Genomic DNA, 19,562 nt, shown 5'->3' with positions numbered 1-19,562 from the left:
TTTGGGCGCCGGTGTGATACTTACTCACATGGATGAGAAACCTGGCCGTGGAGAGTCACCCGAACCCAAGAAATCGGATACGCGAGACGAGCTCCGGACGATTGGTTTCCGATTGCGCGAGATACAGCGGCTAATGAGCATGCGAGTCCAGCAAGAGAACCGTCGACTCGAAGCGGAAGGTATCGAGCCGATCACCGACGCGACGTTTTTCAAGCAGTCCGAAGGTCATCGGCAGGCCTCGGAGAATGCAATCCGGTATCTAATCGAGACGCTCGCCGGGTTGGACATCTTCCAGGAGGCATCCGTGACACTCGTCGATGGGACCACCATACACGGGCGGGTCAACCCGATTACGTACACCCCACAGGAACGGCTTCTGTTAGAAATTCGGCCACGAGACGAGGATGCCCGATACGAACTTCGCGCAGAATACACCGGCGAGCGATGGAGCACGCCCGTCATTCGGCGGTACACCGCTCCCGATGACGACTGGACGGAACTCGGAGAGATCGACACGATGCGGACGCTCGAGTGAGAGTACCGTGGCGCTCAGAGCACCATCGAGAGGATCGCCAACACGACGACGGTGATGAGAAGCCACTTCGCGATGTCCATACCCCGGCAACGCCACGCGCACCATCCACCACCGACCCTCTCTGAACTGCTCTGGCGCGGGAACGTCACCCAATGGAAAACGCCCCAACGGTACGAACAAGTGAGTCGAGGCTTCACCCCATGGTGTAGACCGTAATCGAAGACGCGAGAGGCGGAGTGTATTTGCTCTCGAACAGCCAAGATACAGTATGGCTCTCGACGTTACGATTCCGGACTCGCCGTCGCTCCACGGGCCCCAACCCAGGGGGGAGTACGAAGCAATCGATAACCCCGTCGAGTATCCGGAAGACGACTATCGTCGGGAGGAGATTGCGTCGATTCTGGCGAGCGGCGCGTGGAACGATGCCTTCGAGGAGTGGGCGGCCCATACTGGGCTGACCGTGGACACCTTCGAGATGGTCCTCGAGCACGAACTTATCGACGAATTCGACTTCTACTGGGACGCCACGAGAGACGAGGTGGGCTACCAGTCGCCGAGGCTCTCGCAAGCGGCTCGTGACGGACTCGACACCGAAGTCGCGGACGAGATCGAGTCTGAACTCGACACCCTCGGCCGGACGGTCTCGGAGATGCTCGAAAACGACTATCTCTTGCGTGACGACGAGATGTTCGGCTTCTTCGCCGACGACGTATCCGAAAACACGTACGAATCCCGCGACGAGGAGTGATCGGAGAATATCACTCCCCGACGCCGATAGTCGTAAACTGCCTGGCGGCTGATACCGCGGGTTCTACCGGGCCGCGTACGGGAACACAACGAGCTATCACTGTTCTTCTCCAGCCTCTTCGTTCGCACCTCCGTCGGGCTCGTTTATCCCGAGCCCCAAATTCCGGACACGCTCGCGTCGCGTGCCGTCGTGGCGAAGAGAAGCGATACCAGTAGTTGGTAACCGAAGTGGTGCTGGCCGAGAACACCCAGGGCCCGATAGAGATGAGCAGGCCAGCGGTCGACAGGACGATAGTCGATACCGAGACGCCAGAATCAGCGATGTACCAATCCCAGCACTCTGCTTCGAACATCGTCGGCGGAGTCGTACGTCTGGTTCCCGGTTCGGGAAAGCACGTCTTCGAGAGATTCTGTTCCTCCCTGCGTCTCTATCTCGTAGTCTCCGTAAGCATCGACTAATTCGTTTGTAGTGGTTGGATAGCTGTGGGTCTCGAGTGCCTCATCGAGGTCACCAAGCCGACCTCCAAGACTACCGCTCATCGCACTGTCTTCACGGGCGCGGTCACGTACCTTCTCTTCCGCTCGTCCTGGCCGTTGTCGCGGTTCGTCGTCTGCGATACCGTCCCGGCCTCGCTTGTCGTTTGACATCCCTAGAAGTAGGCGTCGGATTTGGATAACTGTGTGGACGCACGTCGAAGTAAACATCTCGGGTACATAACGTAGTGTGTCGCAGTTCTCTCGAACGTACTCCTTCCACGTTCGAGACAGACGGTTATTTGTCATCGGTGCGGTAGATGTTTCACGCCTGGACCAGAAGGGACACGTATGGACAATCCAGCGGTGACGAACGACCTCGCAGCAACCTTAGAGAGCGGGGACGTTGCGCTCGGCCTGCTCGACAACACGTACAGTCCCACGCTCGTGGAGTTCTACGGTGAACTCGGCGTGGATTTCGTCTGGATCGATCTCGAACATGGTGGGCCAGATCCGTGGGACGCGAATCGGATGGAGAATCTTCTACGCGCAGCCGAACGGACGGACGTCGACCTGCTCGTCCGACTCCCCGACACGGAACCCACGCTCGTTCGTAAGGCTCTCGACCTCGGGGTCAGGAACGTTTTTCTCCCACGCGTGGAGACGGCAACAGAGGTACGTGAGGCGGTCAAATCCGCTCGATTCCACTACGATGGGAGCCCTGGTGACCGGGGACTCGGGTCGCCCCGGGCCAGCCGCTGGGGGCTCGACGATGAGTACATCGACAGCGAGGACCGCGAGACCCTCGTTGGTGTGACCATCGAGACGGAGGCATCTGTCGAGAATCTCGACGAAATTCTGTCGGTGCCAGAACTGGGATTCGTCTTCATCGGTCCGCTCGACCTCTCGGTTTCATTGGGACACCCTGGGGAAATCGAACATCCTGCGGTGCAGGACGCCGTAGAAACAGTCCGGTCGAGCGCCGTCGAAGCGGGAGTTCCCGTCGGCGGCCTCGGATTCGGCATGGATGACGTCAACGAGAAGGCAGAGAACGGGTACCAGATGCTGAACCTCGGGAGTACGACCGGTGCGCTCAAGCGAACCATCACCGACTGGTCCGACGCCTTTACTGGCGAACGACCGACTGGTGAATAAGATTCGGGTGCTATCTATCTCGGACCGAGATTCCGACCTACTGCGATACACTGCGACCAGAATCACCGACCTGTTCGATTGAGGGGCGAAGAACACGGAGTACAGGCTCTCTCGCCCGTGTACTGCGAGTGTAGTCTCAACTTCCATCCTCATACATTTCGTATAGCGACATACACTGTATAATCTCCCGTATCGCCGTTCCATTCGGTGTACTGGCTGAATTCGAACGATACACCGATAATAGATTTGCTGTGTCTTATACCGATAAGACACATCAACTATTAGTGGGTGGCCGCTGTACCACGAAGACAACCCGATGGAACCGCACTCTCAGTCCGTCACACCCGGGATTAAGGCCCCGGAAACCACATGACCGAACTCGCCGATGCACTCGACATCTACCTCGACGACAAGCGACGCGGCGATGCCGACGCTCCCGGCGCATTCTCGACCCACGGTCGGAGCGTCCTCACCCGTGTCCAGGCGTATCTGGCGGCAGAGCACGGCGTGACCACGGTCGAGGCCGTCGACGCCCGAACCCTTAGACAGCTCGCACGGCTCTGGCGGGACTGTGCAGACCCTGACAGGGAACCCCGAATCGAGCAGGACTGGTGGCAGACCGACCTGAAGGCGTCGACGGTCGAGAACTACTGGGCGGTCCTCCGTGCGTTCCTCGAGTGGACCGTCCGCGAGGGCATGCGCGACGACAACCCCGCGAAGACGCGAACCGCCCGAGAACCGCTGCCTGACGCCTCGATGGACGCGAGTAGAGGAGCGGTCGAACGGCAGTACTGGCCTGCAGACGAGCGAGAACGGCTCCGTCGATACACCCGGGCACGCGTCTCGAGCGCCTACGAGTCGCCGCTCGCCCCGCCCTCCGTGCGCCGAGAGCGAGTCCGAAACCACCTGCTCGTCACCCTGCTCTGCGATACTGGGGCCAGGATCGGCGAACTCGTCTCCGTCTCCCGTGACTCCCGGCGGAACGGCGTCACGTGGGGCGATATCGAGCTCCCCGAGGACGAGTCGGACGAGGCCGCGATGTGGGTGCTCGGCAAGGACCAGCGACGGAACGACGTGCCCATCCCGTCGCAGGTCCGTGCTGCTCTCGAGTTGTTCCGCCGGGAGCTGGTGTCCCAGCACGGCGATGTTCCCGACAGCTGGCCCCTGCTGCCGACGCGGAACCGCCCGACACTGTCGCGATACGCACGCGAACAGCTCGGCGACGACCGTGTCGAGCGTCTTCTGGACCGGGGGATGGACGTCGAGGAGCTGGTCATCACTCACGACGTCGAGATCCCTGCCATCTCGACCAACGGCGCTCGGAACCTGATGCAGCGACTCTGTGACGACGCCAGTGTCGACGTCGACGGCGACTACCTCAAACCGCACGGCGGCAGGCGGGCGATTGGGCGAGACCTGTTCATCGACCGGCCTGGTGTGGCTACCGAACTCCTGCGGCACAAGAGCCAGCAGACGACGAAGGAGAGCTACGGAGGGGTCCAGCGGCGGTCTGTGCGTGAGGAGGTGGAGTCGCTACGGGGTGACAGCGAATCCTCCGAAAGTGACGGTCTGGGAGTGTCTCTTGAGCGATTACGTGAATAGCTAATTGTGTCTCCCAGTCTTGTGTCTTTTGTCAAGCTGCCCAGGTGGTGTTTCTGGTCACTGTCGTTGGCACACCGACTAACTGAGTTGTTCTGTTCGGTGTAAAAAGCGATTCACAGGCTGTACTGGCAAGTGATAAATCGTATACCGCGATATGGATTGGGTGGGTATGGAAGTTGCGACTACACGGGCCGGAGGGCCACCGGAACAAACGATTCGACCGAATCAACAGAACCCACTCACTCGGGACCGCTACAGGAATTTTCTGGCGGAACTTACCGTTCAGACAACCAGAGCACGACCATACCAGTCAGCACGAAGCAGACCAGTAGACTCGCGAACGCGAGCGAGTAGTCGTACTCTGCGGCGACGAGTCCGACGTACGACGGACCGAGACTGCCGAGTGCGAAGTAAGCGGTCCGAAGAGCACCGAGGTCGCCGCCGACCGTTTCGCTAGACAGCTGCTCGACCAGGTGGACGTAGATGACCGGCCAGAACGTTGTGAGCCCGACGGCGAAGACGAACAGCCCGACGACGACGAGGAGACGCCGGTGGGCGACGACGAGTGTCCCGAGACCAACGATGCTGAAGCCTGTCGTCACTGCAGCGACCCGGAGGTGCGACCACCGGTCCCCGAGTGCACCAGCGAACGGCGTCGTCACTGTCCCGACGAGGAACAGTCCCGCGAACCCGAGCGTCGCCCCGAGTTCGGAAAACTCCTTCTCGGCCTGCAGGAACGTGGGGAGGAAGCTCGCGGTCCCCTGCCAGGCGAACAGGCTGAGTGCCGTCACGGCGATCAGAGCGCCCGCCTGGGGCGTCTCGACCAATCTGCGCGCTGTCGTACGCAGGTCGAGGTCGACGGACGAGGTCCTGTACGTCTCCCGAGTAGTCCGGTGAAGCGAAAAAGCCACGAGGAAGAGGAACACCGCGATGGGAACGAACGCGGCCCGCCAGGTCGCGTAGGTCAGGACGACTGCGGCGAGGGCGGCCGAGAGAGTGCTTCCCAGGTTGACCGCAGCGTCACGGATGCCGAAGGCGCGTCCACGGCGTTCGTCGAAGAGGTCGCCGAGGAGGACCATCCCGGCTGGTTCGAAGGTCCCGTAACCTGTCCCGACGAGCGTGAGGCCGAGGACGAACTGGGGGAACGTCGTCGAGAGGGCCAGCGTGAGGAAGCCGAAGATCAGGAGTGACTGGCTCGCGAGGAGGACGACCGCCGACGGCAGCTGGTCGGCGTAGCGTCCACCGGGGTACTGCACGAGGGCGTTCGTCGCCCACAGAACGGAGATGGAGACGCCGGCGGTCGCCGGTGAGATTCCGAAGGTCTCGATGATGGCCGGCAGTAGCGGTGCGACGACGAGGACGCCAGAAAGGGTGACGACCAGCCCGAGAGCGTGGAGCGATAGCTGGCGCCCGGCGTAACCGGAGGCGAAATCTCTCATGACGAGGCTTGTCTATTTCTCGCAGGGAAGTGGTGAATAGCTATACTGTGGGGCAAGTATTGCTGGCAGTCGACGGGACGGTATCGGCGAACTCGGCTACGCCCGCCGTACTGTTGGCGAACGCTGACTCCGTCGTAACGGCTTTGTCGCTCGGCTGTGTGGTGTTGACACACGAAATGTCGAAAGCGACAGTACTCTTCGCAGGCGCAGCCATGGTGCTCTACGCGGGCTGGGCTATGTTCGCCAAGCTCGCGACGCGAAACATCCCACCCGAGCAGGCGGTCGTCTACACGTACGTCGCCGGGCTCGTCGCCGTCGGCGCATACATCGTCTTCAACACCGGTAGCTCGGTCACCATCGCGACCGACGGCTTCTGGCTCGCGATACTCAGTGGCCTCTGTCTCGGGCTCGGAACGCTCGCGTACTACACCGCCCTGTCCGAAGGGTCGGTCAGTATCGCGACCTCGATCAGCGGGATGTACCTCCTCTTGACGACTATTCTCGGCTTCGTCTTCCTGAACGAGTCGCTGGGGAAGGAGAACATCGCTGGAATCGCCTTCGCCGTCGTCGCCGTCGTGCTCCTCGCACGGTGAGTTGTCTGCGACCGCGAAATTCTTACTTCCCGCGGTCGAACCGTGAGACATGACCGTCGTGGCAGCAATCGACGACTCGGAACGGGCACAGGACGTCGCGGTCGAGGCGGCGAAACTGGCGGCCGCGTTCGACGACGAGCTCCACTGTCTCCACGTGTTCGACCGTTCGAGGCTCGTCGACGTCCTCGAGGTCACGATGTACGAAGAGAAACTCACCGAGAACTACGAGGTTCAGCAGGAGGCAGAACGCATCGTGTCAGCTGCGACTGCACACATCGACTATCCGGTAGAGATCGCCGTCCGGGTCGGCGACCCCGGTGAGAACATCACCGAGTACGCAGACGACGTGGACGCTCGCTACCTCGTGATCGGTGGCAGGAAACGGTCGCCGGCCGGAAAGGTACTGTTCGGAAGCGTCACGCAGAAGGTGATGCTGAACGTCGACCAGCCGGTGGTCAATGCGTCTGGAAGCAGGTGAGAAAGACGGAGTGTTCGTTCGTGGGGCCTGTAACGGATAGTTCCTCGTCTAATTGGCCGTGTTCAGTCCTCGGAGACCATCGTCGTGTCCTGCGGACCCCGGGTCGGTTTCGACACACTGGACCCGCTATCCTCTCGCTTCGGCTCGCGTTCGGTGAGCAGGACGGGGTGACGTGCCTCTAACTCCTTGGTCAGGCCGACGAAGCACAGCAGGCAGACCAGTGCGACGGGTAGGCCGACGAGCACTATCATGTCCTTCAGTGCAGGCAGTCCGCCCACGATGAGGAGCAGCGACGTGAGGAGGCCGACCAGGGCACCCCAGGTCACACGGTTGACGGTGGAGGGGTTCTCGTCGCCGCCGGTCGTGAACATCGCGAGGCTGAGCGTCGTCGAGTCGACGGTGGTGATGAGGAACGTCAGCACCAGCAGCAGGTACAGCGCCGAGAAGACGCCGCCCAGTCCGAACGGGACGATCTGTTCGAACAGCGGGAAGCCGGCGACTTCGGTGCCGTAGTCGCCGACGGCACCGAGGATGTCGGCCTTGCCGTTGTGCTGGACCCACAGCGAGGAGCCGCCCATGACGATGAACCAGGGGAACGACGCTGCAGAGGTTCCGGCGAGCCCGGCGAAGACCACCTGCCGGATGGTCCGACCGCGGCTGATACGCGCCATGAAGATGCCGATCATCGGGGCGAACGAGAACCACCAGGCCCAGTAGAACACGGTCCAGCCACCGACCCACTTGGCGCCGTTGGCGACGTTCGCGTAGAGGCTCATCTCGACGAAGTCACCCACGTAGCCACCGAAGGCTTCCGTACCGAGGTTCATCAGGAAGCCGGTAGGGCCCGCGAGGAAGGCCACGACCAGCAGGGTGACGAACAGGCCCATGTTGAAGTGCGAGATGCGGCGGATACCCTTGTCGACGCCGAGCGCGGCCGAGATGGTGAACCCGATGGTCAGGCCGACGGTGGTCAGCAAGATACCGACGTCACCGACCTGGATGCCCCAGTTGTAGCTGAGGCCGGTGAGGAACTGCGTCACGACGAAGCCGAGAGAGACGGCGACGCCACCAACCGAGAGGACGACGATTCCGACGTCGAGCGGCTTCACCCAGCTCTTGTCGAGGTTCTCGACGCCGATGAACGGCGCGAAGATAGTGGACGGCTTGATCGGGGCACCGCGACGGTGGACGAAGTACGCGATGGTCACGCCCACGATGAGGTACGCGGACCACGGGGAGATACCCCAGTGGAGCAGCGTATACTGGACGGCACCGGGCATCACGCCCGACGAGCTCGCGCTGGCGCCGAGGAACGGTGGTCCCGACGAGTAGTGGAACAGCGCTTCGGCGGGCCCGAAGAAGACGAGCCCGGTCGAGAGCCCTGCCGAGAACAGCATCGCGAAGAAGGCGAAGAACGAGTACTCGGGGTCCTCGTTCGGGCCGCCGAGCTTGATGCGTCCCCACGGACCAAGCAGTAACCACAGGCAGAACGCGACGCAGACGAACATGATGCCGAGGTAGACCCAGCTCAGGTTCTGCCAGAGGTACTCGTTGACCTTGGTCAGCTCCCTGGCTGCTGCCTTCGGCCAGAGGCCAACGATGGCGATGGCGACGATCGTCAGGATTGCGCCTCCCCAGAAGACTGGCGGATCGATCTCCTCTCTGAACTCTCCGAACATTCCGTTTGATTCAGTTCTCATATCGTAAACCCCTCTTACATGTACACCACGACGGTCTCTTCCTCGACTTCGACGTCGTAGGTCGCGACCGGTGGTTCATCTCCATCCATCTCGACGTCGCAGCTGTCACAGCCACTGCCGTCGGCCAGTACCCCCTCCGTCTCCTCGACCGTCGCATCGTACGTCTTCGCTTTCACCTCGTGCGGATTGAAGATGGACTCGCCAGTCTTGATGTCGAACTCCCAGCCGTGCCACGGGCACCGGACGATTTCGCCAGGCCGTTCGTATTCGTACTCGCCGGGCGTGTCCGACGTCGTCGTCCCGGTGACCGGTCCCTTGCACAGCGGGGCTCGCTGGTGTGGGCAGTCGTTCTTCAACGCGAAGTACTCGCCGTCGACGTTGAAAATGCCGATGGAGAACCCGTCGAGCTCCGTGATGTGGCGCTCGCCGGGCTGGATCTCGTCGGCGGGACAGACTTCAAAGCGTTTCTCCATCTAGCGCTCACCCGATTCGACCGGCAGGTCGTACAGCTCCGCGGCGTTCTCGTACCTGATGGCACGCTCCATCTCTTCGTCCATCGGCGGAAGCCCCCAGGTAGGGTCGTCGCCGTCCCAGTGCGGGTAGTCGCTCGCGAAGACGAGGATGTCCTCGGCGTGCATCATCTCCAGTATCTGGTTGTGGTGGTCCGGTTTCTCCGGCTCCTCGATGGGCTGGCTGGCGAACCAGACGTTCTCGCGGATGTACTCGCTTGGTTTCTTCTCCAGCCACGGGACCTGCGACCGCAGTCCCTTCCAGTTCTTGTCGAGGCGCCACATGAAGTGGGGGAGCCAGCCGTAGCCACCCTCGATGAACGCGAACCGGAGGTCGGGATACTCGACGAACACGCCCTCGGTCACGATGCTCGCCAGCTGGCCCATGTAGTACGCGCCGAGCAGCGTGTGCCACTCGATGTAGGTGTTGGGGTGACCGGCACCGGTCGGCGCGTTTGCGACGCCGTGGCCCTCCGAGAACGGGTGGACCCCGACAGCGAGGTCCATCTCCGCTGCTGCCTCGTAGATTGGCCAGTAGCGAGGACGGCCGTACGGGTCCTCGGAGCCGCCCGGCATGAGGACTTGCTTGACCTGTGGATGGTCACCGTACTCTCGAATCTGTTCGGCAGACGCCTCCGGGTTCTTCGGAGCGGCGTAGATGGAGCCGATGAACCGGTCGTCGACGGTCAGACACTCTTCGATGAGCCACTGGTTGTACGCGTCGGCGAGTGCCGCGGCGTAGTCCCGGTTCGGCACGGCACCGAGATTGAGCCAGGAGTTCCCGGTCAGGATGGCGTAGTCGATGCCGTACTCGTCCAGGTGATCGGACGCTATCTTCTCCAGGTCGGAACCTGGCTTGCCACCGTCTTCCGGAACCTCGTCCTGTTTGAGGAACCCACCCGGGTTCCGGTACAGCAGGGTCGGCGTTACGATGCCGTCCCTCTGGTACCGCTCCGGCAGGTACTTGACGAACTCCGCATCGTCCTTCCACCGCTGATGGATATCACAGTCGATCAACGAGAGTTCGCTCTCGGGAGCCGACTGCTCGCCCACTCGTTGGTGAGGCGTTGTCATGGTGTCCGGATTGACGTACATGGTTGTTGTACATAAACATTATCCAATTTGGAAAAAATTTTCTAATGTATTATACTTCGCTAGTCGCTGTGTAGGCCATCGAGGGGGTCTCTACGGACAGAACTGCTGTTTATTAAAATCGCGCTGTCATTCGACTATCGCGAAGGTTGCCTCTCGACAACTGAGTAGAGAGACGACACGACAGACTGGAGAGAACGGGCCGACCATAGCAGTCCCGACTCGAACACTGGATGAACGTCCAGAATCCTCAGTGGGGTTCTGATGGTCGTACCTGAGATGGGCCGTGCGGTCGTCTGCATCGAATTCGACAATTCCGAATATATTTGTGACTGGCATGTGAATGTATATCGCATGGGAGACGAAGCGAACCGGCCGATAAAATCGCTCTTGACTATGGATGGGCTGGTCGAGGTACTCGACGAGACGGGTGGTGCGAGGGTGACGGAGCTCGCCGACGAGCTGGACAGGCCCCAGAGCGTCGTTCACGACTACCTGAGTACCCTCCGCCAGCTCGGGTACGTCGTCAAGGAGGACCAGCGGTACCGTCTCAGCCTCCGCTTTCTCGAACTGGGGGCGAAAGAGCGTGCCCGAGATCCACTCTACGAGATCGCCAAACCCGAGATGGAACGCCTCGCGGACGAATCGAGCAGTGAACTCGTCTCCCTCGTCGTCGAGGAGGACGGCCGGGCGGTGTGTCTCGACGCTGCCTGGAGCAGCCAGAGCATCAAGTACAACACCTTCCCGGGGATGCACTTCCACCTGCACTCTTCTGCTACGGGCAAAGCGATGCTGGCGCACCTGCCCGAGGACCGGGTGGACGAGATACTCGACCAGCACGGGATGCCAGCACGAACTCCGAACACCATCACGGACCGCGACGAGCTGTTCGAAGAACTATCCACTATCAGAGAGCGGGGACTCAGCTTCGAACGCGAAGAGTACAAGCTGGGGATGATGTCCTACGCAGCGCCTATCTCCGACGACGACGGGGCTGTCCTCGGAGCCATCAGCGTCTCGGGACCGGCACACCGGATGCGCGAAGAGGACGTCGAAGCGGAACTGACCAACAAGCTCCTCTCGGCGATCAACATCGTCGAGCTGAACTACGGTGCGCAGTGACAGCGCGCCAGAAAGGGACAGACTCGTTCTGCAGGCAATACGACTCCGGTCGCGACGTCACGATGGCGCTCTCCTCACATTGACGGTCGCGTCACTTCACCGGCACGGGTCCATCACTTCGCCGGCGTCGTCTCCTCGACGAGTTCGAAGCCACGCTCTTCCATGGCGGCGAAGTACTTCTCTGGCGAGACGCCACTGGTCTCGGTGGTGAAGATGCCCGATCCGGATGATTCGCCCGCAGCCATGAGCTGGAGCGTCACCGACAGCGGGACGCCGACGTAGCAGCCGTACTCGCGCATCAGCGTGATGTCGTTCCCGTCGAAGAACGGGAACGGCTGGGTCATGTGGTAGACCGAACGAGCACCGCGGTCACCGGCGGTTCCGACGACCTCTGCCGAGAGGATGGTCTGGGGCGTCCAGTCCGTCTCCGGTGAGAGTTCGCTCGGGTCACGCCACTCGTCCTCCGCGCCCTGCTGGATAATCGCCTGTTGCATCGCTTCGAGCGCGTCGACCTCGGCTCCGTCGACCTCGACGGGGTCGGCGTCGAACAGCCCCGCGTTGAGCAGGGTCTCCTCGTAATCCTGCCACTCGGGGTGCCAGACGCCACGGGTGACGATGCGTTCGACGCCCTTCTCCTGGGCGATGTCCGACCACGGAAAGGTGATGGATTCCGGGTGAGTGATGACGTACGTCTCCTGGGTTCCAACCGGGTCCGGGAAGCTGAACTCCTTGCGCAGGCCGAACGGTGGCAGGTCCTTCGTGACCTCGCCGTCCTGCCAGACGACGCGCTCGTCGACGGCCGGGTCGTGCTCGTAGGTGACCGTGTCGGTGAGGCCCGCGGTCGTCTGGGTCAGCAGCCGCCACATCCCCCAGTAGAAGTCGACCTCGCTCACCTGGTCCATGTCCTGGCAGGCGAGCATCCCCAGCATGATGGTGCTGACCACGCCACCGTTACAGAACCACAGGGCGCAACCCGCTTCTTCGAACTCCTCCGACCGGGCGAGGATGCGGTCGAAGTCGAACGCGTTCAGGTCGACGCCCGTGATGTCGCCGACCTCGACGATGGCGTCGAGGACGTTGTCCTCGAACTGGTACGGGAGGCCGTTGACGACGTAGTCGGCGTCCTCGAGGACGCGGACGAGGTCGTCGGTGTCGGTAGCATCGACGTCGGTGTAGCTGAACCGTTCGTCGTCGATGGTGTCTAACAGCTTCTGTGCGTTGGCTTCGTCGACGTCTGCGACGACGACTTCGTCGAAACCACTCGTCTTGTGCAGGTCGTATGCACAGGACGAGGTCATCGCTCCGGAACCGCCGAGTACGACTACTGTTCCGCTCATGACTCACCGGAGCAGTTTCGAGGCCTGACACAAAAAACTTGGGCAAGCTGTGAGCTAAAACGACAAAAATCGGGGCATAGAGTCTTTCACGCGCCCGTTCACACATGCGCACACGAAGCCGCAGAGCGACAGAGATTGTTACCGACAGGAACACGAATAAATAGGAGAACTGTGCATCTTGGTGTGCATGCCAGAGACCGTCGGCAACTTCGTTAGCGGTGAGTGGACAGACTCAGAAACGGGCGAGACGTTCGCCGTCGAGAACCCGGCCGACCCGGACGACGTGGTCGCGCGGTTCCAGCAGTCGAACGCGGCCGATACCGAGCGCGCCATCGAAGCGGCGGCCGAAGCGACGGACGAGTGGGCTGCGACGCCAGCCCCCGAGCGTGGCCGCATCCTGAACACGGCCGCCCAGCAGCTCGAGTCGAAGAAGGACGAATTGACCGAGACTCTCGTGCGCGAGGAGGGGAAGGCACGTCCCGAAGCCTCGGGCGAGGTACAGCGGGCCATCGACATCTTCTATTACTACGCGGAGAAGGCCCGCGATCTCGGCGGTGACGTCAAAGCGTCGAGCGGTTCCGGTACCACCCTGTACACCGTCGGTGAACCCCTCGGGGTGGCCGGGCTCATTACCCCGTGGAACTACCCCATCGCCATCCCGGCGTGGAAGCTCGCGCCGGCGCTCGTCACCGGCAACACCGTCGTCCTCAAGCCGGCCTCGCTGGCACCGACCGTCGCCAAGGAGCTCGTCGAGGCGCTCGACGACGCCGGACTCCCGGACGGGGTCCTGAACTTCGTCACCGGGCCGGGAAGCGAGGTCGGCACGGCCATCTGTACGCACGAGGCGGTCGACGCCGTCTCCTTCACCGGGAGCGGACAGGTCGGTGACGTCGTCTACGAGCAGGCTGCCGAGGACCAGAAGCGGGTCCAGCTCGAGATGGGTGGGAAGAACCCAACCGTGGTCTCGGAGTCCGCCGACGTCGAAGAAGCCGCCGAGATCGTGGGAAGCGGTGCCTTCGACGTCACCGGGCAGGCCTGTACCGCCACGTCTCGAGCCATCGTCCACGAGTCGGTTTACGACGAGTTCGTCGACGAACTGGTCGCCTACGCCGAGGCCCTCTCCATCGGCCCAGGGCTGGAGGACAACGACATGGGTCCTCAGGTCAGCGCCAGCGAACTCGACGACACCATGACCTACATCGACGTCGGGAAGGACGAGGGTGCGTCCCTCGAAACCGGTGGTGACGCCCTAGAATCGGGCGAGTACGAAGACGGCTACTTCGTCGAACCGACCGTCTTCTCGGACGTCTCCTCCGAGATGCGCATCGCCCAGGAGGAGATATTCGGTCCGGTCGTCGCCGTCATCCCCGTTTCGGACTTCGAGGAGAGCGTCGCTGTGGCGAACGACACCCAGTACGGCCTCTCGGCCAGTATCGTCACCCAGGACCTGACCGAGGCGAACAGGTTCGTCGACGAGGTCGAAGCGGGCGTCGTCAAGGTGAACGAGAAGACGACCGGGCTGGAGCTCAACGTCCCGTTCGGCGGGATGAAGGCGTCCTCGAGCGAGACGTACCGCGAGCAGGGCGACGCCGGCCTGGACTTCTACACCACGACGAAGACGGTCTACTACAACTACTGACCGTCCCCAGAATCCGTTCGACCACGTCGAACAGCTACTCAATACTGCTTCAGGTTTATCTCGATGAGGTTCGCCGCCCGGCGGAGCAGGTCGGGTAGCTCCTCGCGGTACCGTTCTCCCGACATCCTCGTCGCGGGCCCAGAGACGCTGATTGCGCCGAGAACTGTCCCGTCCGCACCTCGTATCGGCGCTCCCACACAGCGCAGTCCCTCTCCGTACTCTTCGTCGTCGAACGCGACACCCCGCTCGCGGACGTCACGGAGTTCCTCCCGCAGCACGTCGCGGTCCGTAATCGTCTGGTCGGTGTGGGCCTGAAGGCCGTGCCTGTCGAGTATCTGGTCCACCCGGTCCTCGGGAAGGTGCGCCAACATCGACTTCCCGGTGGCGCTGCAGTGGAGCTGGTGGACGTCGCCGGCATCGGTCGAGAACTGGACGGTCTGGTCCCCTTGGGTCCGATAGAGATACACACCGCGGCCCTCCTCCTCGACCGCAAGGTTCGCCAGTTCGTTCGTCTCGCGTGCGAGGTCGTCGACGTGCGGGCGCGCGAGGTCGTAGATTCCCGTCTGGGTCCGCACGTGCTCCCCGAGCTGGAGGAACCGAAGACTGAGACGGTACCGCCCGTCGTCGGCAACGACGTATCCGTTCTGTCTGAGCGAACTGAGGTGGCCGTGTACGGTACTCTTCGAGACGTCGACCCGGTCTGCTATCTCGGTGACGCCGGCTTCGCCGAGCGCCTCGAGCACCTCGACGATGCTGAACAGCGTCTCGTCGCTCCGGATCGAGCCGGACGTGCGATCGGTCATGCTATCTCATCCGATGTGGTCCAGCGTAATAGCCGGTCTGCATTGATTCGTCATCGTTCGACGTGATAGAATCGATCTGAACCGGTCGACGGCATTACCCAGTACGGCAGCGGATTCGAGGCGGCTCAGGATTGTAGAACCCGATGACGAAGCACCGCGGCCAGAGCAATTCGATGTCATCGAACACTCTCTCATTCTACCGGGGTCGACCGGAACGACGGAAGGAAGGGATATTCGGCCGCTGGGCCGGACCTATATCTGGCTGATGCGCGGATTGGATGCGTCGACGGCCTCTGCGTCCTCCGGCAGCAGGGCGGCCACGAGGAAGTCTGGGTAGTCCTCGAAGTAGTCGATTAGCTTTCCGATACGGTCGGAGTCGATGGCCTCGAGCGAGTCGAGGAGCATGAACGGGACCTCCTCGTACACGTCGTGGACGAGGTAGCCGGCGAGGGCGAACACCAGCCCGGTGACCTCTCGCTCGCTCTCGGAGAGGTGCGAGATGGTGTCTTCGTACGCGGCGCCGGACTCGGACTCACGAACGATGTGCAGCTCGAACTCGCGCTTGGTCACCTTCCGCCGACCCTCGCGGACCTCGCGCTCGTTCCGCTCGATCCAGATGCGGGCGATGTTCTCGTAGCCGAGCGCGTCGAGAACGGTATCCATGTGCTCGTTGAACGACTCGATGGCCTCGGCCTCTATCTGGTCGATACGCGTCCGGAGGTCCGCCAGTTCCTGGTTTATCTCCTCGCGTCGTTCCTCCAGTTCGTCGCGTTCTTCGACGGCCTCGTCGATGTCTTCGATCTCCCTGTCCACCTGGTTGCGCTGGCGCTCCAGACGGTTCAGCTCGACCTCCAGCTGGCTCGCTTCCTTGTGCAGCGCGAGGATCGTGTCGTCCTTCTGGGTCTGCAGCGACTCGACGTCGTCTTCGACGGCTTCGAGCCGAGCCTCGAGTTCCTCTCGCTCGTCCTCGAGTCGCTCTATCTTCTCCTCGCGCGAGTCTATCTGTTCTCGGGTCCGCTGGAGCCGCTCGTGAACCTGCTTGCGCTGGCGCTCCTTCTCTTCGTAGGTGATGCGCTCGTTCTCCAGCTCGTCGATGTCGTCGTCGATGGCCCGCGTCTGGCTCATCTTCTCCTTGCGGAGCTCCTTCAGCCGGTCGATGGTCGCCTCGATGTCCTCGCGGTCGACCTCGTGACCGCAGGTCCAGCAGACGACCGTCTCCGAGTCCTCGACCAGCTGGTCCGTGAGAGCCCCGCCCGAGTCGGAGTGGTCGGCGGTGAGCGCCTGCAGGATGTCCGAGCTGGTTCCGTCGAGGTTGTCCTCGTTGAACTGGATGATCTGCTGGAGGGTACTGACCTCCGACTGGAGGCCCTGCTTCTGCTTGCGGAGCCGGTCGATTTCGGCGTCGATTTCGTCGATGTTGCCGGTCGGCTCGTCCGGAAGGTCCGCGGCGTCGTTCTCGAGCGTCTCGCGCTCGTCGCGAAGTGCTTCGAGGCTCTGCTGTTGAACCTCTATCTCCTGGCGACAGTCGTTGAGGTCACCCCGGACGTCGCTGAGCTCGTCCATCTTCGATTCGAGTGCTTCCTTCTCCTCTTTGGACTCGCTGACGTCACTGTCGGCGGACTCGATGGCGTCGCGTTTCTCCTCGAGTTCGGACTCCTTCGCGTCGATGTCGTCTTCGATGTCCGCCCGCTTCTTCTCGAGCTTGGGAAGCTGCTGTTTGAGCTGGGAGAGCTCCTCGAGCCGGTCGTCGACGCGCTTCTTTTCGTTCTCGAGCGAAGATATCTCGTTCTTGATGGCGTCGGTATCGACCGGCCGCATGATGAGTTCCCGGAGGTTCTGTTCGGTCAGGACCGCCTGCCGGGTCTCGTTCGTCGCGAGAAGAAACGCGAAGAGGTCCGCGAGTTCGGCGTCCTCGAGGTACGGGTCACCCTCCATCCGGACGGTACCGTTTTCTCGATAGAGATGTCTGGAGTAGGTTCTGTCGCCGATTTCGAGCTCTACGAACCCTTCCTCGGCGTCGCTTTTGATCGAGACGTCGTCGCTCCCGAGTGCTGCCATTATCGAGCGGAGGAGCGAGGTCCGGTTCGTCGCATTCCGTCCGGAGAGGACGTTGACGCCCGGTTCGAACTCGACGTTCGTCTCGGAGATCCCACCGATGTTCTGCACGTTGAGACGCACAGTAGTATCAGACTTCGAAACCTGAGCCATGTCAGTCTCTTAATACCGAAGTTATTTAAAACTATTCCCACCACCAGCCCCTGTCTCAGATGTTACGTGTATATTGTTGTAACATCATCCCGTCTCGCACGCGCACCCCTCGCGTTCGAGCAGGTCGGCGACGTCGTAGCTGCGGCCGCAGCGCTCGCAGAACACCTGGATGTCGTTGAGGACGCTGAACTCACCGAGCGAGATACTCCCGCTCTTCTGTAATCCCTCGAGCGACCGTTCGGTGACGGCTGTTGTCCGGCCCCGCAGCCGCTGTATCGTCTGCTCGGCCTTCTCTATTCGCTCTTCGTCGGTGGGTTCCGCTTGCTCCGCGTTCCGCTGGTTCTTCAGGTATCGATAGATGGTCTGGTGGGAGACGAAGTCGGACTCGAGCTCGTCGACGTCGACGCCGCTCTGTTCAAGCCGTGCCCTGATGATGGTCTGGTCCTCCTGCCCCGAGTCCCCGTCGGCGGTGAGCCCCTGGTAGATGTGGTCGACGTTCTCTCCGACGGTGAACACGTCACTCGACTCGAGCTGCGTCCGGAGAATCCGCTTGTTGAACAGGGCCGCGAGGTCCCTGACACTCAGCTGGTCGCCCTCCTCGCCCAGCCACCGGCGTTCCAGCTCTGCCCCGACGTCACCGAGGTCGTACTTCTGGATGACGCGGTCCACCTTGTTGTTCGGTGTCGTCGAGGTCTCGTCCTGTGAATCGGTCATTACGTCTGGGTAGGTGAATGCGATACATAAAAGTTGGAGGTCAGCGACGAGCGTCGTCGCAGCCCATCCTCGGTAGAATATGGGCCAGTCCTGATGGAGGCGCGAGGGTTCAAACTGGCTCTATTCTACGCCATCACGGGCCCGTCTCACCGCATTCGGCCCTCGTGAATGCGGAGACCGCTACGGACGGTGTTACGGATATATTGGTGTAACGGTGAATGTGGCCGGACTCAGGAGAGCGATATCTCGAGTTCGAACTCGTTCGCGACGCCCAGGAGTATCTGTGGGAGTTCGTTCCGGAAACGGTTCTCGTCCACCCTGTTCGCCGGACTCGCGACACTGAAGGCTCCGACGACACGGTTGTCCGGCCCCATCACGGGGACGCCGACCGCTTTCACGCCGTCGAGCTGTTCCTCCTCGTTGAACGCGATTCCGGTCTCGCGAATCTCCGCTAATTCGTCGAGGAGCGTGTCGATATCCGTGATCGTGTTCTCGGTTCGCCCGGGGAGTCCCCACTCGTCCGCGATCTCTCGAACGCGACTCTCGGGCAGTTCAGACAGCAGAGCCTTCCCAGAGGCGGTCTGGTGGAGATGGAATCGTTTGCCGATGGTCGAGTACTTCCAGACGGCGTGTTTCCCCGAGCCCGTGTGCATGTAGACGCCTCGACCGTTCTCTTCGACGACGAACACCGCCCGACACTCGGTCTCCTGTGCGAGTTGCTCTGTATACGACGCCGCGGTCCGATACGCCTCCTTTCGGGTGCCGACGTAGTTCCCCAACGAGAGGAACTTGAGGCTGAGGTTGTACACGTCGCCGCTCTTGACGACGTACTCGTTGTCCTTCAACGTGGTAAGATGTGCGTGCGTCGTACTGGGAGCGATGCCCATCTCTTCGGCGATCTCGGTGACGCGGCCGCCGTCCATCTCTCGCAGTTTCTCGATGACCTCGAGTGATGTCTGCGTAGTTTGCAGCGTTCGTCCGGTACCTTGCGTTCCCATGCCTATGCCAATGGGAAGGGGGGTTATAATATTCACCCTGGCCGAATGGATGCGACCATCCCCGTCCTATGGTAGCTATCACCGTGCACAGAGCCGGTCAGTCACCGGTTCCGACGGCTACTCCGTATATAAGATTATGGTGAAGCGAATTACGTACAATAGTAGTAATTTCATTGGAAGCTCCGATATGTGGGGATTCAGGTGTATTTCGACCGTATTGTACACGAATTATCGGTAAAATCCAGTGGATGTCTGCTAGCTGTTCTGACCTGATAAAGAGAGCTAACGAGTCGACGAGTACCACGGGAATCGTAACCTGACGATTCCAGATGGGCACACCATTCACGATACCGAATACGTGCGTTTGCGGGCCTGTCACGCCACGTGGGGCGATGGCCTGTGAATCGCGTCACTCCA

18 protein-coding genes are annotated in these 19,562 nt (G+C 61.6%); 8 read left to right on the top strand and 10 right to left on the bottom strand.

The window, feature by feature from the left end; all coding sequences use genetic code 11:
* Positions 1 to 28 precede the first annotated feature (28 nt).
* On the top strand, positions 29 to 535 hold the full coding sequence (locus ACSC1Y_RS15510) for a hypothetical protein (RefSeq protein ID WP_435335843.1): 507 nt from the start codon (positions 29 to 31) through the stop codon (positions 533 to 535).
* Positions 536 to 803: 268 nt separating this feature from the next.
* The gene (locus ACSC1Y_RS15505; protein WP_435335842.1) at positions 804 to 1,283 is read left to right on the top strand and encodes a DUF7992 family protein; all 480 of its coding nucleotides are present in this window, start codon (positions 804 to 806) and stop codon (positions 1,281 to 1,283) included.
* A 314-nt stretch (positions 1,284 to 1,597) separates the two neighbouring features.
* Here ACSC1Y_RS15505 and ACSC1Y_RS15500 read toward each other — a convergent pair whose 3' ends face one another.
* Positions 1,598 to 1,930 (bottom strand): DUF5789 family protein, encoded by a 333-nt coding sequence (locus ACSC1Y_RS15500; protein WP_435335841.1) that lies wholly within the window; start codon positions 1,928 to 1,930, stop codon positions 1,598 to 1,600.
* A gap of 177 nt (positions 1,931 to 2,107) precedes the next feature.
* Between ACSC1Y_RS15500 and ACSC1Y_RS15495 the strand changes: the two genes are divergently transcribed.
* Together ACSC1Y_RS15495 and ACSC1Y_RS15490 are read left to right on the top strand one after the other, a co-directional pair.
* Positions 2,108 to 2,911: an HpcH/HpaI aldolase family protein gene (locus ACSC1Y_RS15495; protein ID WP_435335840.1), complete on the top strand. Its 804-nt coding sequence runs from the start codon at positions 2,108 to 2,110 to the stop codon at positions 2,909 to 2,911.
* Positions 2,912 to 3,280: 369 nt separating this feature from the next.
* Positions 3,281 to 4,513: a tyrosine-type recombinase/integrase gene (locus tag ACSC1Y_RS15490; protein ID WP_435335839.1), complete on the top strand. Its 1,233-nt coding sequence runs from the start codon at positions 3,281 to 3,283 to the stop codon at positions 4,511 to 4,513.
* 275 nt (positions 4,514 to 4,788) lie between these two features.
* Here the strand turns inward: ACSC1Y_RS15490 and ACSC1Y_RS15485 are convergent, their stop codons facing one another.
* Complete coding sequence (locus ACSC1Y_RS15485; RefSeq protein WP_435335838.1) at positions 4,789 to 5,952, bottom strand: MFS transporter; 1,164 nt, start codon at positions 5,950 to 5,952, stop codon at positions 4,789 to 4,791.
* Between the two features lie 212 nt (positions 5,953 to 6,164).
* Here ACSC1Y_RS15485 and ACSC1Y_RS15480 point away from each other — a divergent pair, with 212 nt between their 5' ends.
* Positions 6,165 to 6,545 carry an EamA family transporter gene (locus ACSC1Y_RS15480; RefSeq protein WP_435335837.1) on the top strand — a complete coding sequence of 127 codons (381 nt, stop codon included), beginning with the start codon at positions 6,165 to 6,167 and terminating at the stop codon, positions 6,543 to 6,545.
* Positions 6,546 to 6,594: 49 nt separating this feature from the next.
* Positions 6,595 to 7,023: a universal stress protein gene (locus ACSC1Y_RS15475; RefSeq protein WP_435335836.1), complete on the top strand. Its 429-nt coding sequence runs from the start codon at positions 6,595 to 6,597 to the stop codon at positions 7,021 to 7,023.
* Between the two features lie 62 nt (positions 7,024 to 7,085).
* On the opposite strand, the gene ACSC1Y_RS15470 is transcribed toward ACSC1Y_RS15475, so the two are convergent.
* Genes ACSC1Y_RS15470 through ACSC1Y_RS15460 form a run of 3 tightly spaced genes read right to left on the bottom strand, consistent with a single transcriptional unit; the run spans position 7,086 to position 10,306 of the window.
* The gene (locus ACSC1Y_RS15470; RefSeq protein ID WP_435335835.1) at positions 7,086 to 8,702 is read right to left on the bottom strand and encodes a BCCT family transporter; all 1,617 of its coding nucleotides are present in this window, start codon (positions 8,700 to 8,702) and stop codon (positions 7,086 to 7,088) included.
* A 35-nt stretch (positions 8,703 to 8,737) separates the two neighbouring features.
* Complete coding sequence (locus ACSC1Y_RS15465; protein WP_435335834.1) at positions 8,738 to 9,196, bottom strand: Rieske (2Fe-2S) protein; 459 nt, start codon at positions 9,194 to 9,196, stop codon at positions 8,738 to 8,740.
* On the bottom strand, positions 9,197 to 10,306 hold the full coding sequence (locus tag ACSC1Y_RS15460; protein ID WP_435335833.1) for an amidohydrolase family protein: 1,110 nt from the start codon (positions 10,304 to 10,306) through the stop codon (positions 9,197 to 9,199).
* 372 nt (positions 10,307 to 10,678) lie between these two features.
* On the opposite strand from ACSC1Y_RS15460, the gene ACSC1Y_RS15455 reads away from it, so the two are divergent.
* A complete protein-coding gene (locus ACSC1Y_RS15455) occupies positions 10,679 to 11,446 on the top strand; it encodes an IclR family transcriptional regulator (RefSeq protein WP_435335832.1) in 768 nt (255 codons plus the stop codon).
* 113 nt (positions 11,447 to 11,559) lie between these two features.
* Here the strand turns inward: ACSC1Y_RS15455 and ACSC1Y_RS15450 are convergent, their stop codons facing one another.
* A complete protein-coding gene (locus ACSC1Y_RS15450) occupies positions 11,560 to 12,783 on the bottom strand; it encodes a saccharopine dehydrogenase family protein (protein WP_435335831.1) in 1,224 nt (407 codons plus the stop codon).
* Between the two features lie 187 nt (positions 12,784 to 12,970).
* On the opposite strand from ACSC1Y_RS15450, the gene xacF reads away from it, so the two are divergent.
* Complete coding sequence (gene xacF, locus ACSC1Y_RS15445; protein ID WP_435335830.1) at positions 12,971 to 14,422, top strand: 2,5-dioxovalerate dehydrogenase; 1,452 nt, start codon at positions 12,971 to 12,973, stop codon at positions 14,420 to 14,422.
* Between the two features lie 38 nt (positions 14,423 to 14,460).
* On the opposite strand, the gene ACSC1Y_RS15440 is transcribed toward xacF, so the two are convergent.
* The 4 genes from ACSC1Y_RS15440 to ACSC1Y_RS15425 all read right to left on the bottom strand — a co-directional run bounded on the left by ACSC1Y_RS15440 (position 14,461) and on the right by ACSC1Y_RS15425 (position 19,145).
* Positions 14,461 to 15,225 (bottom strand): IclR family transcriptional regulator, encoded by a 765-nt coding sequence (locus ACSC1Y_RS15440; protein ID WP_435335829.1) that lies wholly within the window; start codon positions 15,223 to 15,225, stop codon positions 14,461 to 14,463.
* Positions 15,226 to 15,477: 252 nt separating this feature from the next.
* On the bottom strand, positions 15,478 to 17,433 hold the full coding sequence (locus ACSC1Y_RS15435) for an archaea-specific SMC-related protein (RefSeq protein ID WP_435335828.1): 1,956 nt from the start codon (positions 17,431 to 17,433) through the stop codon (positions 15,478 to 15,480).
* A gap of 84 nt (positions 17,434 to 17,517) precedes the next feature.
* Positions 17,518 to 18,147: a rod-determining factor RdfA gene (rdfA, locus tag ACSC1Y_RS15430; protein WP_435335827.1), complete on the bottom strand. Its 630-nt coding sequence runs from the start codon at positions 18,145 to 18,147 to the stop codon at positions 17,518 to 17,520.
* A 230-nt stretch (positions 18,148 to 18,377) separates the two neighbouring features.
* Complete coding sequence (locus ACSC1Y_RS15425) at positions 18,378 to 19,145, bottom strand: IclR family transcriptional regulator (RefSeq protein ID WP_435335826.1); 768 nt, start codon at positions 19,143 to 19,145, stop codon at positions 18,378 to 18,380.
* Positions 19,146 to 19,562 lie beyond the last annotated feature (417 nt).

The sequence above is a fragment of the Haloarchaeobius lipolyticus genome, assembly GCF_051208015.1.
Taxonomy (GTDB): domain Archaea; phylum Halobacteriota; class Halobacteria; order Halobacteriales; family Natrialbaceae; genus Haloarchaeobius.
The sequence above is the reverse complement of the archived record's forward strand: the minus strand, read 5'-3'. Positions and strand labels throughout refer to the sequence as shown.

Bases quoted from the DNA above. Each gene is read 5' to 3' on its own strand.
- ACSC1Y_RS15510 (WP_435335843.1), top strand. From the start codon at position 29: ATGGATGAGAAACCTGGCCGTGGAGAGTCACCCGAACCCAAGAAATCG.
- ACSC1Y_RS15505 (WP_435335842.1), top strand. From the start codon at position 804: ATGGCTCTCGACGTTACGATTCCGGACTCGCCGTCGCTCCACGGGCCC.
- ACSC1Y_RS15500 (WP_435335841.1), bottom strand. From the start codon at position 1,930: ATGTCAAACGACAAGCGAGGCCGGGACGGTATCGCAGACGACGAACCG.
- ACSC1Y_RS15495 (WP_435335840.1), top strand. From the start codon at position 2,108: ATGGACAATCCAGCGGTGACGAACGACCTCGCAGCAACCTTAGAGAGC.
- ACSC1Y_RS15490 (WP_435335839.1), top strand. From the start codon at position 3,281: ATGACCGAACTCGCCGATGCACTCGACATCTACCTCGACGACAAGCGA.
- ACSC1Y_RS15485 (WP_435335838.1), bottom strand. From the start codon at position 5,952: ATGAGAGATTTCGCCTCCGGTTACGCCGGGCGCCAGCTATCGCTCCAC.
- ACSC1Y_RS15480 (WP_435335837.1), top strand. From the start codon at position 6,165: ATGGTGCTCTACGCGGGCTGGGCTATGTTCGCCAAGCTCGCGACGCGA.
- ACSC1Y_RS15475 (WP_435335836.1), top strand. From the start codon at position 6,595: ATGACCGTCGTGGCAGCAATCGACGACTCGGAACGGGCACAGGACGTC.
- ACSC1Y_RS15470 (WP_435335835.1), bottom strand. From the start codon at position 8,702: ATGTTCGGAGAGTTCAGAGAGGAGATCGATCCGCCAGTCTTCTGGGGA.
- ACSC1Y_RS15465 (WP_435335834.1), bottom strand. From the start codon at position 9,196: ATGGAGAAACGCTTTGAAGTCTGTCCCGCCGACGAGATCCAGCCCGGC.
- ACSC1Y_RS15460 (WP_435335833.1), bottom strand. From the start codon at position 10,306: ATGACAACGCCTCACCAACGAGTGGGCGAGCAGTCGGCTCCCGAGAGC.
- ACSC1Y_RS15455 (WP_435335832.1), top strand. From the start codon at position 10,679: ATGGGAGACGAAGCGAACCGGCCGATAAAATCGCTCTTGACTATGGAT.
- ACSC1Y_RS15450 (WP_435335831.1), bottom strand. From the start codon at position 12,783: ATGAGCGGAACAGTAGTCGTACTCGGCGGTTCCGGAGCGATGACCTCG.
- xacF (WP_435335830.1), top strand. From the start codon at position 12,971: ATGCCAGAGACCGTCGGCAACTTCGTTAGCGGTGAGTGGACAGACTCA.
- ACSC1Y_RS15440 (WP_435335829.1), bottom strand. From the start codon at position 15,225: ATGACCGATCGCACGTCCGGCTCGATCCGGAGCGACGAGACGCTGTTC.
- ACSC1Y_RS15435 (WP_435335828.1), bottom strand. From the start codon at position 17,433: ATGGCTCAGGTTTCGAAGTCTGATACTACTGTGCGTCTCAACGTGCAG.
- rdfA (WP_435335827.1), bottom strand. From the start codon at position 18,147: ATGACCGATTCACAGGACGAGACCTCGACGACACCGAACAACAAGGTG.
- ACSC1Y_RS15425 (WP_435335826.1), bottom strand. From the start codon at position 19,145: ATGGGAACGCAAGGTACCGGACGAACGCTGCAAACTACGCAGACATCA.